The following is a 15357-nucleotide window of genomic DNA, read 5'->3' as shown; positions in this document are numbered from 1 at the left end:
GGTCGGCGGCCAGGCCGTCCGGCATCGCCCTGGGCAGCGGCCTGCTCTCAGCGGCCACCGGCCGCGACATCAGCGACCCGGCCACGGACGGGGGTGCGCGCAGGCCCGGTGCAGGTCGGCGGCCAGGCCGTCCGGCATCGCCCTGGGCAGCGGCCTGCTCTCAGCGGCCACCGGCCGCGACATCAGCGACCCGGCCACGGACGAGGGCGGCGGTGACCCGCCGGGACGGGAGGCGGGCGGCGCGGTGAAGGCGGGCGGCGCGGTGAAGGCGGGCGGCGCGGTGAAGGCGGGCGGCGCGGTGAAGGTGAGCACGGCCAGCGCGGCCTCCCTGGTGCCGTCGAGGCCGAGCAGCCGGTCGACCTCGCCGTCGGGGAAGCGCAGGCGGGCCCGGCCGGACAACCCCAGCCGCCCGCCCACGGCCAGCGCCTGGGCGATGAGCACACCGGTCTCCTGGCAGATCAGGCGGTAGCCGAAGTCGCCGTACTTGAACATCGACCGCCAGAACACCGCGGACAACACGATCACCATGTCCGCCGCGGCGCCGTCCGCGGCCAGGGCGGTCAGGGCCGGGACGTGGTCGCCGTCGCGGACCCGCTCCAGCGCGTGGTGCACCGGGTCGTAGTGGTGGAGGGCGGCGGGCAGGTGCGGCTGGCCCGCGGCGACGTACGCCTCGATCGGGTAGAGCCCTCCGCCCGACGGCGCGGGCCGGCCGGTGAGCAGCATGGGCGGGCGCCCCAGAGGCTCGCCGGCGTCGTCGAGGTGGTGCGACCACACGATCCTGGTCATGCCGAGCAGGTCCCGCAGCAGCTCACCGAGCAGGCCGGGGCCCCCGCCGTCATCGGCCGACCACGGCAGCCGCACCCGTTCGGCGCCCGGGTAGCGCTTGTGCCGGGTCGGCGCGGCGGCCCAGTCGATGGACAGCGCGCCCCGGTCCCGCATGGCGGCCAGGTAGCGGCTCGTGGCCGCGCCGGGCGCGCTGGTCGCCGTGGTCGTGTGCACTGGGCGTTCGCCTCGCTTCGCGGTCACGGGAACGGGTGAGGGTACGGGTTCAGCTCCCCGGGCCGCAGGTCGCGGTCCCGGTAGCCGAGGAGCCGGGGCAGGCGCAGCAGCCGCGGCAGGCCGTGGACCCGCCGGTAGCGGTGCCCGAACGTCATGGACATCGTCCCGGGCACGATGATCTTCGCGGCGGACAGGCCGCACCCGCGCGCCTCCGGCGAGGTGATGTCCACGGCGATCACGTCGAGCCCGCCGGTCAGGTAACGTCCGGCCAGTTCGGCCACGTCCTCGGTGAGGTCGTCGTGCTCGGGCCAGCCCACGCGGGCCGTCACCTCGGCGACGCTCAGCGTGGGCCCCTCCAGCGGCAGGAAGCCCAGCCGGGCGAACGCGTCCGGGTGGCCGTAGGCCAGGGGATGGTGCTCCAGCAGGCGCACCTCGTCGGAATCGGCCGCGAGCCGCGCCGACGACGCCGGGTCGTAGCGTTCGACATGACCGGCCAGCATCGGGCCCAGGTCCTCCAGCGCCCGGCGGAGCGCTCGCTCCGGGTCCAGATGAGAGGCGGACCCGCACAGCGCCCGCGGCCGGTCCTCGCCGCCCAGCGCGTCGACGGCCATCACCCAGAACACCGGCACCCGCTGCTCCAGCAGCGCCGCGAACGCGTGCACCTCGTAGCCGAGCCGGTCCTGTACCCGCCGGGCGAGCATCGGGATACGCCGGTCGGCCGCCGAGCCGAGGTCGACCCGGGGGATCGGCATCCGGGCGTACCACGTGGCCAGGGCCGCGTCCCGCTCGGCCACCTCCAGCAGGCCGTACAGGATCGCCTCCGCCGGGTGGCCGCCCAGGGCGCAGCCGTTGGAGCACTCGTAGGCGAACCCGAGGTCGTCCGGCGGGCGGGGGCCGAAGAAGGCGTAACTCTCCGGCACCAGCACCGGGGCGTTCCTGGCGAAGGAGTACGCCCACACCCAGGTCGTGGGGCGTTCAGGGTCGAAGCGGGTGAACAGGAAACCGGGCTGGTCGTACCAGTCGTCGGGGTAGAGGCCCAGCGTGCGCGGGTCGAGAGCGTGGTCGGCGACGTCCGCGTACGCGGCGCGCACGGCGGTGCGCCGGCTGCGCGGATGGATGCCGGCGATCCGCTCCAGGGCCTCGGCGACGGCGGTGGCCCGCGCCGAGACGAAGTCGTCGCTGCGGCCGTAGCCGTGGTGGCTCTCATGCTCCGTGCGAACCGGGCTGAGCCGGGCGACCGCCATCGGGCCGCCGCCGTGCTCCTGCGCGACGAGGGCCTGCACGATGCCGGTCTCCGCGTCGACGAACCGCTCTTCCAGCTCTGCCGCGCGGCCGCTGATCCCGCCGACCCGGAACGTCGCGGGGTCCGGTTTGGGCGCCGGGCGCGGGACGTACCGCCCGAAGTGCGGACTGTCGTCCGGCCGGGCGCCGCAGTCGGGGCAGAGCGGGTCGGGCAGGAACCGATGGCGGCGCACCGCGGCGGTCGGCAGGCGTACCTTCAGCAGCGCCCCCACGGTCCGCGCGGAGCCGGGATCGTGGCGCAGCCGGCGCACCTCGTCGGCGACCAGCGCGGCGACCGTACGCGAGACGAGGGGCGTGAGCAGGGCGCTGGGCCGCACGTCGAGGTCGGCGGCCCAGCGTTCGCGCAGCGCGTCACGTGCCGGCGCGTCCGGCCGGTTGCCCGTGCGCCTGCGCTCCACGCAGGTCGGGCAGCCGGGCTGCGACGGTCGGACGGCCGGGCCCACCAGCGCCCAGCCGGCCTCGACCCGCACCGGCAGCCACGGCACGTCCCGCTCGGCCGCGCGTCGCGCCACCGCCGGGTACGGCCGCCTGTCGTCGGCGTCGCTCACGACGACGATCGCGCCGTCTCCCGGCCCGGCGGCGAGCGCCTGGCGTACGGCCGCGTGCAGGCGTCCCTCGCCCAGGACGGTGGCGAGGTCCGGGTCCGTGACGGACCGGACCGTGGTGAGTGCGGCCTCAGTCATCGACGAGGACGACTCGGAGGACGAACGGCAACAACCGGGCCGCCTCGGGATCGCCGTCCAGCGGCACCGCCACCGGCACCTTGCCCGCGCGGCGCAGCGCCCCGGCCATCGTCCGTACGGCCTGGGACGGGTCGCCGTCCGGCGGCCAGAGGGGACGGGCTCCGGCGTACGCATGCTGCCGGGACGTTCGGGACTGCCAGCGCAACAGCAGCCGTTCCAGGCCGTCGCGCCGTGCGTCGGGCACGGTGGCGGCCGCGGACACGAGTGCCTCCCGGCCGGGAGGCGTCAGGGCGACGGCGGGCACGCCGAGAGCGGTCGTGAGGTCGCGGATCCGCGGGCTCTCACCGGCCAGCGCCAGCTGGCGCAGCAGCGCCTCCGCGTCCGTCCCGCCCGAGCCGGCGCGGGCCGCGGTAGCACCCGGGCCGGCGTGGGCCGCCGTCACACCCGGGCCGGCGTGGGTCACCGTCGCGCCCGAGTCGGTGTGGGTCACTGTCGCGCCCGAGCTGGTGTGGTCGTCGGGGGCGGCCGGCAGGTGGGTGGCCGGTAGGTGCTCGCAGTGGGCCCGCAGACCGGCGGCCAGCGCCTCCGGCCAGCTCAGCCCGGCGCCGGTGCCGAGCGGGGCGCGTGGTGTGCCGGAGCCGTCGAGCCGGAGGGCGGCCCTGGGCACGGGCCGAGGACGCCCGCCTGGCAGTTCGACCCCCCACACCGCCTCCTCGCCAGGGCCGAGGGCCAGCAGACCGTACGTGGCCAGGGCGGCCAGCAGGCAGCGCAGCCGGGCCGTGCGCTGGTCGGGTCCCCAGCCGTGCACAAGCGGGCTCGGCGCCCAGCCGGGCAGCGCGCCGAACGGGTCGGAGACGACCGCCTGGCAGACCGCCAGCGGTGACTGCGCCAGCGCCTGCTCGTCCAGCAGGCCGATCGCGCCCAGGCGGGAGCCGACCAGCTCGGAGGTGAGGCCGAGCAGCCCTTCCGCGTCGAGCGTGGCAGCCGCCTGCTCCAGAGCCGGTGCCGGCCCGGCCTGCGTGGCGCCCGCCCGGTCCGCGGCCGGTCCTGGTGCCGCCGGCGTCTCGTCCTCCCGCATGATGGCGGCCAGCGCATCCGTCAGCTCACCGATCGCCTCCGAACGTGCGCCGGGACGGGCGCCCGCACGCGGGTCAGTCAGTAACCGGTGCGGGAGCGTGTCGGGCGTGCGACGGGCGCCCGCACGCGGGTGAGCCAGGAACCGGTGCGGGAGCGTGTCGAGCGTGCGCAGGTCCACCCTGGTGAGCCGGCGTTCCGTGTCCGTGTCGAGCCCGGCCACGTGAGCGAAACCCGCGAGGGCCTGCATGGCGGCGACCACCGTGGGCACCGGTCCGGTGAGCAGGTCCTCGTCCGGTGGCGCCGGGGCCGCGGAGGGCAGCCCGGCCAGCCGATGCCAGCCCGACTCCACCGCTGTGGCCGCTGGCTGTCCCACCTGACCGAGCCAGACCTCCGCGGGGCCGACGAGGGCCTGACCCAGGACGACCGAGGCCGCCTCGCAGGCGCGGGCCGTCGCCACCAGCTCGTCGAGATCCCCGCTGACCTGGAGCAGGACGTCGGCGTCCCCCGTGATCGCCCGGCCCGGCAGGCCGGTGTCGTGCGTGGAGGCGAGCGTACTGATCTCCTGGGCGGGGTCGCGGCGGGCGGCGTCGGCGGCACGGCCGGCCGCCTCGGGAGCGGGACAGATCACCGTGATCCGCCGCCATCCCGAGCCGGCGCACGCTCCCACCAGCGCCTCCAGCAGCGGCCCTGAGCCGGTCAGCACCAGCTGGGCGCGACGTATCCGCTCGAACCGGGCTTCCGGCGAATCCAGGGCATAGCCGATGAATGCGATTTCTTCCGCGTACTCGCGCAGTTCAGCGGCGGTGAGCCCGTGGGACCGCGCCTGCCGGGCGTCCACCACGAACCGCTGCTCGGCGAGCCGGCCCACCAGGCGCTCGACCATGGCCCGCCGGTCGTCGGGAAGGTGCGCGGTGAGCTCCGCCAGGGTGTGGCGGCCGGTCAGTGCGGGTGCCAGCCTGGCGAGCCAGGCGTAGGCCTGGCGTCCTCGCAGCGTGCACGCACCGTAGTCACTGTGCACGTAGGCGCCGTCGGGGCATTCGACGAACCGTACGTCGTCGCGTAGCTGCGGTCTCATCGCCGTGTCGGCGTTTGGGAGCGCTCCCATGAATGGGATGTTAGAAACGGAAACCGTTTAAGTAAAGATAAATCCGCTCTTTTATGTGCTCCTCTCTACAGATATAATCGCGAAATCCGTCAGCTGATAACGGAAGGTAACTGACCGGACGACCTGCCCGGATCAAACACGGGCACGGGCCCTGAGGTAGGCGTCCAGTTCGGCGGCGCCCCTTAGCATGGCCCGGCCCCGGGCGGACAGCCGGGCCTGCCATTCGCGCAAAGTCGCCTCCAGCGGGGCGACGCCTCCGGCTGAGCGCACCTGAGCGATCAGCGGGGCGATCTGCTCCAGCAGGTAGCCGCCCCGCCGTAGCTGGTGGGCCAGCCGGGCGTCCCGTACGTCGGCCGCGCTGTAGACCCGGTAACCGGTCTGCGGATCGCGGCGCGGCCGGACCAGCCCGGCGTTCTCCCATTTGCGGAGCGTGGCCGGGCGGATGCCGAGCCTCCTGGCCAGAGGGCCGATGAACGTGTCGCCGCGCTCCTGCGGCATGGGCGCCAGGTCGCGCAGCGCCGCCTCGACGGCCTGGAGCGTGCGGCGGTCGTCGAGGAGCCGGCCGTGGCTGTCGTCGATGAGCCGCAGCGCGTCGTCGACGGCGCCCCGGTTGACCGCCCGCATGACCGACGTGGCCGTCCGGTGGCCGTGCCCCGGCACGAGGGCGACGAACGCGCGCAGGGCGTGGGCGTGCAGCGGCGTGTAGGTGCGGTAGCCGTGGACGGTGCGCTCGGCGGTGGGCAGGATGCCGGCGTCCTCGTAGTTTCTGACCGCCTGGGTGGACAGGCCGTGCTCGCGCGCCAGGTCCACCGGCCTCATGAGTGCATCACCGATTGAAGGTCCATCGAGCCGTCACTGGGGTTTCTCGGGAAAAGTCTCCATCGAAAGTTCAACGATACCGTTGAATGCATGGACATCAAAGACATCGCCCGGCCCGTGGACGGCGCGGGCATCTCGGCCTTCCTCCGGTCGCTTCCCGCCGAACCCCTGCTCCTCGGTCTGGGCGAGGCCAGGCACTTCGTGGGGGAACTGGGCGAGGTGCGCAACGAGATCTTCCGGCACCTGGTCGAGCACGAGGGCTACCGGTCGTTCGCCATCGAGAGCGACTGCCTCAGCGGCCTGCTGGTCGACGGCTACGTCACGACGGGCGCGGGCACGCTCGACGACGTCATGGAACGCGGTTTCAGCCACAACTTCGGCGCGTTCCCGGCCAACCGCGAGCTCGTACGCTGGATGCGGGCGTACAACGAGGAACACGAGGAGAAGGTCAGGTTCTTCGGGTTCGACGGCCCGCTGGAATACTGGGCGGCCAGCCCGCGTGAGCCGCTCACCGCCCTCCACACCCTCCTCGACGGCCCGTTGCCGTGCTCCAGGGAGACGCTCGACGCGCTGCTCGGCCCGGACGAGCGGTGGTCCGACGAGGCCACGGCCATGGACCCGTCCCAGTCGATCGGCCGCTCGCCCGACGCCCAGCGGCTGCGGCTGATCGCCGACGACCTGGTGGCGCTGCTCGACACGCAGTCGCCGCGGCTGAGCGCCGAGGAGCGGGAGCGGGCGGAACTGTACGGGCGCACCGCCACCGGCCTCCTCCGCTACCACCACTGGCTGGCCGACGACTCCCCGGCGCGGTGGACCCGGCTGTCGGCCCTGCGGGACGCGATGATGGCGGCCAACCTGGCCGCCGTCGCCGAGCACGGTCCCGCCCTGGTCTTCGCCAGCAACCTCCACCTGCGGCGCGACAAGAGCTTCATGGCGTTCGGCGACCAGGTGCTGGAGTGGTGGAGCGCGGGCGCGATCACGGCGACGCGGCTGGGCGACCGGTACGCCTTCCTCGCCTCGGCCTTCGGCGTGGTCGGCGACGACGTTCCGCACCCCGGCACGGTCGAGGGAATCCTGTCCACGCTCCCGTGGGACCACGCCCTCATCGACGCCCGCCGCCTGCCCCCAGCCGTCAACAGCGCCGTCGACAGCGCCGCCACCGGGGCCGCCACCGGGGCCGCCAAGCGCGAATCCCGCGATTTCGCCTATTTCCCGCTCGACCCGGACCAGCTCGGCACGATCGACGCCATCGTCTTCGTCAAGCAGGCCGTACAGCTGGACTGGCCCGGCCGCGCGCCCGCCGAAGACGTCTGACCCCGCCTCTCACGAGCCGCTGCGCTGGGCGACGGGCCGGCGGCGCAGGTCCGCCTGCTGCACGGCGGGCGGCAGGTACGCCTGGTCGAGCGTGCCGACGTCGGTGCCGGGCGGGACGACCTCGTCGATCCGGTCGAGGAGGTCGTCGGTGAGTGCCACGTCGATGCCGGCGAGCAGGTCGTCGAGGTGGCTCATCGTACGCGGCCCGACGATCGCGCTCGTCACACCGGGATGAGCGATGGTGAACGCCATCGCGAGGTGGGTCAGCGGCAGGCCCGCCTGCCCGGCGAGCGAGATGAGCCGCTCGACGACGTCGAGGCGGCGTTCGTCGTTGAGGTGCTGGACGAAGCGGGCGCGGCGCAGCTCGTTCTCCTGACCCTTGCGGACGCGCCCGGTGAGCAGTCCCTGCCCGAGCGGGCCCCACACGAGCGTGCCCATCCCGAAGCGCTGGGCGACCGGCAGCACCTCGCGTTCGATGCCGCGGTTGAGCAGCGAGTACGGCGGCTGCTCGGTGTGGAAGCGGGCCAGCCCGCGCCGCTCGGCCACCCACTGCGCCTCGACCATGTCGGACGCCGGCAGCCCGGACGTCCCGATCGCCCGGACCTTGCCGCTGCGAATCAGGTCCGACAGCGCGGAGAGCGTCTCCTCGATGTCGGTGCCGGGGTCGGGCCGGTGGATCTGGTAGAGGTCGATGTGGTCGGTCTGCAGGCGGCGCAGCGAGTTCTCGACCGCGGTCACGATCCAGCGCCGCGAGGCGCCCTGGTGGTTGGGGTCGTCGCCCATCGGGCGGCTCACCTTGGTCGCGAGGACGACATCGTCCCGCCGCCCCTTGAGGGCCTTGCCGACGACCTCCTCCGACCCGCCGTAGGCGTCGGCGGTGTCGATGACGTTGATGCCCGCGTCCAGCGCCTTGTGAATGATGCGGGCCGTGTCGTCGGGGTCGGGGTTGCCGACGGACGGGGCGAACATCAAGGCGCCGAGCGCGTAGGGGCTGACCTTGATACCGGTACGTCCGAGCGTGCGGTACTGCATGCGAACTATGCCTTTCTCCATGAAATCTCGGGCAACGGAAGCCAGCGTGCGCCGCCGCGGGCGGCGGCGGGAGAGACGTCCTTATCCGGGGACGGGCCGTCCCTGGCTGTGCCACGTCGTCCGGGGCATGGTGGAGGGGTGGACAGAACCGAACTGGCCGACTTCCTGCGACGTTGCCGTACCCGGCTCACCCCTGCGGACGTGGGCCTGGCGCAGGGCGCGCGGCGCCGCACCCCGGGGCTGCGCCGCGAGGAGGTGGCGCAGCTGGCGGGCATGTCCACCGACCACTACACGCGGCTGGAGCAGGCGAGGGGCTCGCGCCCGTCCCGCCAGATGCTCGCCGCCGTCGCCCGCGCGCTGCGGCTGACCGGCGACGAGCGGGACCACCTGTTCCACCTGTCCGGCGAGGATCCACCGCGCGGGGACCGGCCGGCCACCCAGCACGTCCGTCCCGGCATGCTGCTCATCCTCGACCGGCTGGTCGACACCCCCGCCCAGGTGCTGAGCGACCGGGGTGACATCCTCGCCCAGAACGCGATGGCCAAGGCACTGTACGGCGACGCCTCCGCGCTCCCGCAGGAGGAGCGCAACGTCGTCTGGCGCTACTTCACCGACCCTGCCGCGCGGGCGCTCTTCCCCGCCGAGGACCACGACCGCGCCTCCCGCGCGGCGGTGGCCGACCTGCGCGCCACGCTCGCCGGCCGCCCGCACGACGCGCGGCTGACCGGGCTCGTACGCCGGCTGCGCGCCCGCAGCAAGGAGTTCGCGCAACTGTGGGAGGACCACCACGTCGCCGTACGCCGCAACGACGTCAAACGGTTCGTGCACCCGGTCGTCGGCCTGCTGGAACTGGAGTGCGAGGTGCTGGCGAACCCGGAGCACGACCAGCGCCTGATCATCTACACCGCCCGGCCGGGTAGCGACTCCTACGAACGGCTGGAACTGCTGCGGGTGGTCGGTCTGCAGGATCTGACCCGGCGATCATGACATGATCATCGACCATGAGATGGCACACGACAGCGGCGGTCGTCCTCGGACTGACCGTCATATCCGCCCCCGCACAGGCGAGCACGGTCGACGTGGTGGGGGCCGTGAAACGGCTCCAGAGCCAGCGGGCCACGATGAAGATCCACCAGAGGGCCAAGGCGGGGTGGCCACAGGATCCCCGGGTGGAGGCGTTATCCACCAGGCAATGCGGTCGCCGGGCCGACGCGCCCGTGGTGACCGGCCGGGCCAGGCTCGGCCGCGGCGGCGTGGTGGCCGCCGACGTCAGGCGTAGCGCGAGCATCCGTCCGTGCCCGCTGCGCTTCCTGAAGCAGGACGCGGCGGACGGCGACCGGCGTGCCGCCGACCAGGTCAAGGTCGCCTCGGCGGTGCACCGCGTACGCGCGGCCGGCGGCCGCCTCTACGTCTCGGGACCCGCGTACGGAGGCGCCGGGTGGCGCGCACGCGGCACGGCACCCGCCGGATCGGCGCTCTACGGCGATCAGATCATCGACGCCTTCGACGTCCGCACCCTGACCTTCCTCCTCGGCACGGCGACCGTCGACCGGGCCGGCGGCACCGTCCATGACGCCGACGACCGCCCGGTCAGGAAGACCTGGTCCTACCGCGGCACGACCACCTTCGCCGCGCTGTTCCGCGCCTCCAAGCCCTTCCGCCACATGCTCGGCGGCCGGCTCGACCCGCGCGTCGGCAGGATCTCCTTCATGTGGGGGATCAGCACCGACCGCACGGGCAGGCCGATCGCGGTGCAGACCGTCTGGCGGACGGGCTCCGGGCACCGGCTCGAGGGGGCCTCCGTCTCCACGCGGTACAGCTGGGGCGTGAAGGCCGCCATCGCCGCTCCCGCCACCACCGGAACCGGGCGGGACCCCTACGGCGACGACCTGGTCGACGCCTACCGCACGAGATGAGGACGGCGGTACGGCATAACCGCTTGGGCTGAGGGGAGAGCGCCCAGGAGACGACGTGAGGGGAGGCGGATGTGGGCTGGACGCTGGACGAGGCGTTCGAGACGCCTGACGGGACCGTGCGCTGGGCGGTCACGGGCCGCGGCGACCCGGTGGTGCTCGTGCACGGCACCCCGTACTCCTCCTTCCTGTGGCGGGACGTCGCGCCGGCGCTCGCCCTGAACCGCAGGGTCTTCGTCTTCGACCATCTCGGGTTCGGCCGGTCGGACCGTCACGAAGGCCAGGATCTCAGCCTGGCGGCGCACGGCAGGACCTTCAGGCGGCTGCTGGACCACTGGGACCTGTCGCGCCCCAGCGTGGTCGCCCACGACATCGGCGGGGCGGTCGCGCTGCGGGCGCTGCTGCTGGAAGGGGCGGACTACGGTGACCTCACCCTCTTCGACGCGGTGAGCGGCGGCGAGTGGGAGCGAGGTCTCTTCCGGCTCATCCTCACGCAGGCGGAGGTCTTCCGGCAGCTGCCCGGCTACGCCCACGAGGCGCTGGTGGCCGCGCACCTGCGCCACGCCACCCACGCCGGCTTCCGGCCGGGGGTGCTCGACGCCTTCCTCGCGCCGTGGCGGGGTGCCGAGGGGCAGGCCGCGTTCTACCGTCAGTACAGCCAGATCAGGCAGGCGGACACGGCCGGGTACGAGGAGCTGCTGGGCGGGATCCCGGTGCCGGTGCGCCTCCTGTGGGGCCGTGAGGACCGTATCCTCCCGCCGGAGCACGCCCGGTGGCTGCACGGGAAGATCCCGCACGCCGAGCTCCACTGGATCGAGGGAGCCGGACACCTGCTGCAGGAGGACGCGCCGGCCCGCCTGACGGCCCACCTCATCGCGGCGTTCACCCCCGCGGGCTGACCGCCGCGGGGGCGCCCTACCCCGGGGCCACGAGGTCGTCGCGGACGACGGACAGGGCGACCTCCCGGTGCGCGTCGTGCTCGGCGAGGCGCGCCACGAGGGAGGCCCGCACGTCGCGGTAGGTGTCGGAGCCGAGCGGCAGCCGCAGCGGCACCTCACGGCTGTCCACCAGGTCGATCATCGCGCGGGCGATCTTCTCCGGGTCGTTGTCCAGGCGGAAGGTGCCGTCCGCGAGGGCTCGTCTGGTGTCACCCGCAGGCGTCCGGTCGTACTCCGCCATGATCGGTGCGGTGGCCAGCGCGCCCCCGAACCCCGTCGGTGTCGCACCGGGTTCGACGATGGTCAGGCCGATCCCGAACGGCTCGATCTCACGCGCGACGGTCTCGCAGAACCCCTCGATGCCCCACTTGGACGCGTGGTAGTAGCCGAAGTTGGGATAGGTGGTCTGACCGCCGGCGGTGGAGACCTGCAGGATGCGGCCGTGCCCCTGGGCGCGCAGGTGCGGCAGGGCCGCCCGGATCACATCCATCGAACCGAGCAGGTTGGTGGCGATCACCTGCCGGATCTGCTCGTCGGTGGCCTCCTCGACCGAGGCGAAGACGCCGTACCCGGCGTTGTTGACCACCACGTCGATCGTGCCGAGTGCGGCGAACGCCTCGTCCACGACCTTCCTGACCTGGCCGGCGTCGGTGACGTCGAGCCGGGCCACCCAGAGGAGGTCGCCGTGGGCGGCGCGAAGGTCGTCGAGGGTCTCCGGCCTGCGCAGCGTCGCGGCGACCCGGTCCCCCCGGGCGAGCAGCCGTTCGGTGAGCAGCCGTCCGAACCCCGAGGACGTGCCGGTGATGAACCATGTCCTGGCCATGAGTGTTTCCTTCCGTCGGCCTTCACCTTGACGGTAGGAGTTCGAGTCGACTCGAAGTCAAACCCGTACACTGGGCCGCATGACGGCCGCATCGGGAACGACGCTCAGCATCGGCGAGGTCAGCGCGCTGACCGGCCTGACGGCGCACACGCTGCGCTTCTACGAGCAGGAGGGCCTGTTCGTCGAGCCGGTGCGGCGCAACGCCGCAGGGCGGCGGGTCTTCACCGACCAGGAGGTCGGGTGGTTGCAGGTCTGCGCGAAGCTGCGCTCGTCCGGGATGCCGCTGCCCGACATCCGCCGGTACGCGGAACTCGTGCGCGAGGGGCCGGGCACCGAGACCGAACGCTTCGACATCCTGCGCCGGCACGAGGCCAGAGTGCAGCAGCAGGTGGCCGACCTGCAGGAGGCGCTCGGCGTGATCCAGCAGAAGGTCGCCCTGTACGCCGGCCATCTCGCCGCCGGTTCCGCCGGCACCCTGTGGCGCGACGGCCCTGACTGCACGCCGGTCAGCCGGACCTCCTGACCGGCGGCTGGAGAGCGAGCCGCGCCACGGCGCTCACGTCGTCCGCGCGGCGGTGGCCGGCCGCCCGGCACGCGGGCCGCCCCTGAACCACTTGTAGGAGCCGGGTGCGCGAGCCTCGCGGCGGATCCTGCGCACGGCGAGGTTGCAGGTCATCTCCTTGTACGCGGCGCCCAGGCGGCCGTCGAAGTAGATGTTCGTCGCGCTGTCGTCCTTGCGGGCGAACTGCCGTACGCCGCCACGCCGGCCGAGGCTGACGCACGACCCCGTGAAGGCCAGGGAGATCGCCGCCGGATCGGTGCCGGCGATGCGGCTCATCACGGTGTCGGCGGCCTGCGCCCCGAGCGGCCCGGCGGCGTAGCAGCTCATCCGCAGCGGCCGGCCCGACGGCGAAGCGGCGTCCCCGGCCGCGACGATGCGGTCGTCGCCGACGCTGGTCAGCGTCTCGTCGGTGAGCAGCCGGCCCAGCGCGTCGGTAGGCAGCCCGCTCGCCGCCGCCAGTCGCGGCACCCCGAAACCGGCCGCCCAGACGGTCAGCGCGCTCGCGCCCGTCCCGCCGCCGGCGAACACCACCTCGTCCGGTCCGACCTCGCTCACCGCGAGCTCCTCCAGCACCGTGACACCGTGCCGGGACAGCCACCTGGCCACGGACCGGCGGCCCGGCTCGCTCAGCGACGGCGCCAGGGTCCCGCCGCAGACCAGCGTGACCCTGCGTCCCCGCTCGGCCAGCTCGGCGGCCGTCTCGATGCCGGTCAGCCCGCCGCCGACCACGGTGACCGGGGCGCCGAGGGGCACGTCGTCCAGACGGGCGCGCAGCCGCCGCGCGGACTCCAGTTCCGCGACGTCGAACGCGTAGCCGGCCGCGCCGGGCACCGACGACGGTATGGCCCTGGTGCTGCCGACCGCGTAGATGACGTAGTCGTAGGCGATCGCGCCACCCGAGGCCAGCCGCACCTCGCGGGCCCCGGTGTCGATGTGCTCGGCGCTGTCGACGACCAACCGGATGTCCGCACCGAGCAGTGTGTCGTAGCCGGTCGTGGCCTCGCCGGTGCCGGCGGCGAACTGGTGCAGCCTGATGCGTTCCACGAACTCCGGGCGGGGATTGATCATGGTGACGTCGACGTCGGAACGCATCCGCAGGTGGTTGGCCGCGAGCGTGCCGGCGTAGCCGCCGCCGATGACGACGACCTGGTGACGTGCGTGATGTCCGGGCATGGCGGGGTTTCCCTTCTCGGTCCCAGCGGGGTCCTGGAGGCGCGACCCGCGCTGATCGTTGCTCACCGGTCCGACAACGCGGCGCCGCCGAATGTGAGGCGGCGCGCCGGCGTCACAAATCACCGCGCTGTCCTGTCGGACAGGTAGGACGGACAAAGGGTCCGCACACAGAATGGATGGCCAGAAGATGACGCAAGCGCTGGAAGCGCCCCTGTTCATGCGGCGCGACGGGATGGAACCGGTCGAGGAGCTGGCACTGGCCCGCGACCGCGAGGGTGTGGTGCGGGTGGACACGCCGTTCGGCGTGCCCGCGTACCTGGTCTGCCGCCATGAGGACGTCCGGCAGGTGCTGTCGGACCCCGCCCGGTTCAGCAGCGCCCGCACACCGTTCCCGGAGATCGCGCAGATGGACGCCGAGGAGCGGGCCAAGATGCAGGCCGGGCAGCTGCTGGGGCTCGACCCGCCTGAGCACACCCGCCTGCGCCGGATGCTCACCCCGGAGTTCACGGTACGCCGGATGCGCAGGCTGGAGCCGCGGATCACCGAGATCGTCCAGGACGCGCTGGACGACCTGGAGGGGGCGGGAAAGCCGGCCGACCTGGTCAGGCACTTCGCGTTGCCGGTGCCGTCGCTGGTGATCTGCGAGCTGCTGGGAGTGCCGTACGCCGACCGCGCCGAGTTCCACGATCGTTCCGTGCGCCTGGTGGACACGTCCCTGCCGGCCGAGCAACGCCTCGCGGTGCAGCGGGAGGACCACGCCTACATGTCCGGCCTGGCCGCCCGCGCGCGGGCGAACCCGGGCGAGGACCTGCTCGGCATGCTGGTGCGCGAGCACGGCGACGAGCTCAGCGCCGACGAGCTCACCGGCATCGCGAAACTGCTGCTGCTGGCCGGGCACGAGACGACCTCGAACATGCTCGGCCTGGGAACGCTGGCCCTGTTGCGGCACCCGGACCAGCTCGCCATGATCCGCGACGACCCCGCGCGGGTCGAGCCCGCCGTCGAGGAGCTGATGCGCTGGCTGTCCATCGTGAACGGGCTGCCGCCCCGCACCACCACGACGGAGGTGGAGATCGCCGGGCAGGTCATTCCCGCCGGCTCGCTGGTGATCCTCTCCGTTCCCGCCGCCAACCGCGACCCGGCTCTGACCGGCGATCCCGAGACCCTCGACATCACCAGGGAGGCCGCCGGTCATGTCGCCTTCGGCCACGGCGTGCACCACTGCCTCGGGGCGCCGCTGGCGCGCATGGAGATGCGCATCGCCTTCCCCGCCCTGCTGCGGCGCTTCCCCGGCCTCGCCCTCGCCGATCCGCACGAGCAGATGGACTACCGGGTCTTCAGCATCGTGTACGGCCTGCACGCGCTGCGCGTGACCTGGTGAGCCGGACCACCCGGCACGCCGGGCCCGCACGGTGGACCCGCACGGTGGACCCGCACGGTGGACCCGCACGGTGGACCCGCACGGTGGACCCGCACGGTGGACCCGCACGGTGGACCCGCACAGTGGACCCGCACAGTGGACCCGCACAGTGGACCCGCACAGTGGACCCGCACAGTGGACCCGCACAGTGGACCCGCACAGTGGACCCGCACAGTGGACCCGCACAGTGGACCCGC

General features: G+C 73.4%; 13 protein-coding genes. 6 read left to right on the top strand and 7 right to left on the bottom strand.

Going from position 1 to position 15357, the window contains the following annotated elements; translation table 11 throughout:
• Nucleotides 1-69 precede the first annotated feature (69 nt).
• The 4 genes from E1295_RS42360 to E1295_RS42350 all read right to left on the bottom strand — a co-directional run bounded on the left by E1295_RS42360 (nucleotide 70) and on the right by E1295_RS42350 (nucleotide 5985).
• The gene (locus E1295_RS42360) at nucleotides 70-999 is read right to left on the bottom strand and encodes a SagB family peptide dehydrogenase (RefSeq protein WP_220449163.1); all 930 of its coding nucleotides are present in this window, start codon (nucleotides 997-999) and stop codon (nucleotides 70-72) included.
• A gap of 23 nt (nucleotides 1000-1022) precedes the next feature.
• Nucleotides 1023-2984, bottom strand: coding sequence for a TOMM precursor leader peptide-binding protein (locus E1295_RS42355; RefSeq protein ID WP_166427682.1), 1962 nt, complete (start codon nucleotides 2982-2984; stop codon nucleotides 1023-1025).
• Nucleotides 2977-5166, bottom strand: a complete 2190-nt coding sequence (locus tag E1295_RS49430; RefSeq protein ID WP_166427681.1) for a hypothetical protein — start codon at nucleotides 5164-5166, stop codon at nucleotides 2977-2979. Before E1295_RS49430 ends, E1295_RS42355 begins: the two co-directional genes overlap by 8 nt.
• A gap of 132 nt (nucleotides 5167-5298) precedes the next feature.
• Nucleotides 5299-5985 (bottom strand): TioE family transcriptional regulator, encoded by a 687-nt coding sequence (locus E1295_RS42350; protein WP_132640052.1) that lies wholly within the window; start codon nucleotides 5983-5985, stop codon nucleotides 5299-5301.
• A 90-nt stretch (nucleotides 5986-6075) separates the two neighbouring features.
• Between E1295_RS42350 and E1295_RS42345 the strand changes: the two genes are divergently transcribed.
• Complete coding sequence (locus E1295_RS42345) at nucleotides 6076-7299, top strand: erythromycin esterase family protein (protein ID WP_132640050.1); 1224 nt, start codon at nucleotides 6076-6078, stop codon at nucleotides 7297-7299.
• Between the two features lie 9 nt (nucleotides 7300-7308).
• On the opposite strand, the gene E1295_RS42340 is transcribed toward E1295_RS42345, so the two are convergent.
• Nucleotides 7309-8331 carry an aldo/keto reductase gene (locus tag E1295_RS42340; protein WP_132640047.1) on the bottom strand — a complete coding sequence of 341 codons (1023 nt, stop codon included), beginning with the start codon at nucleotides 8329-8331 and terminating at the stop codon, nucleotides 7309-7311.
• A 138-nt stretch (nucleotides 8332-8469) separates the two neighbouring features.
• Here E1295_RS42340 and E1295_RS42335 point away from each other — a divergent pair, with 138 nt between their 5' ends.
• The 3 genes from E1295_RS42335 (at nucleotide 8470) to E1295_RS42325 (ending at nucleotide 11143) form a co-directional block, all read left to right on the top strand.
• Complete coding sequence (locus tag E1295_RS42335) at nucleotides 8470-9318, top strand: helix-turn-helix transcriptional regulator (protein WP_132640045.1); 849 nt, start codon at nucleotides 8470-8472, stop codon at nucleotides 9316-9318.
• A gap of 14 nt (nucleotides 9319-9332) precedes the next feature.
• Nucleotides 9333-10247 (top strand): hypothetical protein, encoded by a 915-nt coding sequence (locus E1295_RS42330; protein WP_132640043.1) that lies wholly within the window; start codon nucleotides 9333-9335, stop codon nucleotides 10245-10247.
• Nucleotides 10248-10318: 71 nt separating this feature from the next.
• Nucleotides 10319-11143 (top strand): alpha/beta fold hydrolase, encoded by an 825-nt coding sequence (locus E1295_RS42325; protein WP_132640041.1) that lies wholly within the window; start codon nucleotides 10319-10321, stop codon nucleotides 11141-11143.
• Between the two features lie 16 nt (nucleotides 11144-11159).
• Here E1295_RS42325 and E1295_RS42320 read toward each other — a convergent pair whose 3' ends face one another.
• A complete protein-coding gene (locus E1295_RS42320; RefSeq protein WP_132640039.1) occupies nucleotides 11160-12005 on the bottom strand; it encodes an SDR family oxidoreductase in 846 nt (281 codons plus the stop codon).
• 79 nt (nucleotides 12006-12084) lie between these two features.
• Here E1295_RS42320 and E1295_RS42315 point away from each other — a divergent pair, with 79 nt between their 5' ends.
• Entirely contained in the window at nucleotides 12085-12528 is a 444-nt protein-coding gene (locus E1295_RS42315) for a MerR family transcriptional regulator (protein ID WP_132640037.1), read from the top strand.
• A gap of 33 nt (nucleotides 12529-12561) precedes the next feature.
• Here the strand turns inward: E1295_RS42315 and E1295_RS42310 are convergent, their stop codons facing one another.
• Entirely contained in the window at nucleotides 12562-13740 is a 1179-nt protein-coding gene (locus tag E1295_RS42310) for an NAD(P)/FAD-dependent oxidoreductase (RefSeq protein WP_132640035.1), read from the bottom strand.
• A 187-nt stretch (nucleotides 13741-13927) separates the two neighbouring features.
• On the opposite strand from E1295_RS42310, the gene E1295_RS42305 reads away from it, so the two are divergent.
• Nucleotides 13928-15121, top strand: a complete 1194-nt coding sequence (locus tag E1295_RS42305) for a cytochrome P450 (RefSeq protein ID WP_132640033.1) — start codon at nucleotides 13928-13930, stop codon at nucleotides 15119-15121.
• Nucleotides 15122-15357: the final 236 nt, after the last annotated feature.

The sequence above is a fragment of the Nonomuraea mesophila genome, from assembly GCF_004352805.1.
Classification (GTDB): domain Bacteria; phylum Actinomycetota; class Actinomycetes; order Streptosporangiales; family Streptosporangiaceae; genus Nonomuraea; species Nonomuraea longispora.
This window is presented reverse-complemented; position numbering and strand designations above follow the sequence as displayed.

Excerpts from the sequence above, each read along its gene's own strand:
- E1295_RS42355 (WP_166427682.1), bottom strand. The coding sequence starts at position 2,984 with ATGACTGAGGCCGCACTCACCACGGTCCGGTCCGTCACGGACCCGGAC.
- E1295_RS49430 (WP_166427681.1), bottom strand. The coding sequence starts at position 5,166 with ATGGGAGCGCTCCCAAACGCCGACACGGCGATGAGACCGCAGCTACGC.
- E1295_RS42350 (WP_132640052.1), bottom strand. The coding sequence starts at position 5,985 with ATGAGGCCGGTGGACCTGGCGCGCGAGCACGGCCTGTCCACCCAGGCG.
- E1295_RS42345 (WP_132640050.1), top strand. The coding sequence starts at position 6,076 with ATGGACATCAAAGACATCGCCCGGCCCGTGGACGGCGCGGGCATCTCG.
- E1295_RS42340 (WP_132640047.1), bottom strand. The coding sequence starts at position 8,331 with ATGCAGTACCGCACGCTCGGACGTACCGGTATCAAGGTCAGCCCCTAC.
- E1295_RS42330 (WP_132640043.1), top strand. The coding sequence starts at position 9,333 with ATGAGATGGCACACGACAGCGGCGGTCGTCCTCGGACTGACCGTCATA.
- E1295_RS42320 (WP_132640039.1), bottom strand. The coding sequence starts at position 12,005 with ATGGCCAGGACATGGTTCATCACCGGCACGTCCTCGGGGTTCGGACGG.
- E1295_RS42315 (WP_132640037.1), top strand. The coding sequence starts at position 12,085 with ATGACGGCCGCATCGGGAACGACGCTCAGCATCGGCGAGGTCAGCGCG.
- E1295_RS42310 (WP_132640035.1), bottom strand. The coding sequence starts at position 13,740 with ATGCCCGGACATCACGCACGTCACCAGGTCGTCGTCATCGGCGGCGGC.
- E1295_RS42305 (WP_132640033.1), top strand. The coding sequence starts at position 13,928 with ATGACGCAAGCGCTGGAAGCGCCCCTGTTCATGCGGCGCGACGGGATG.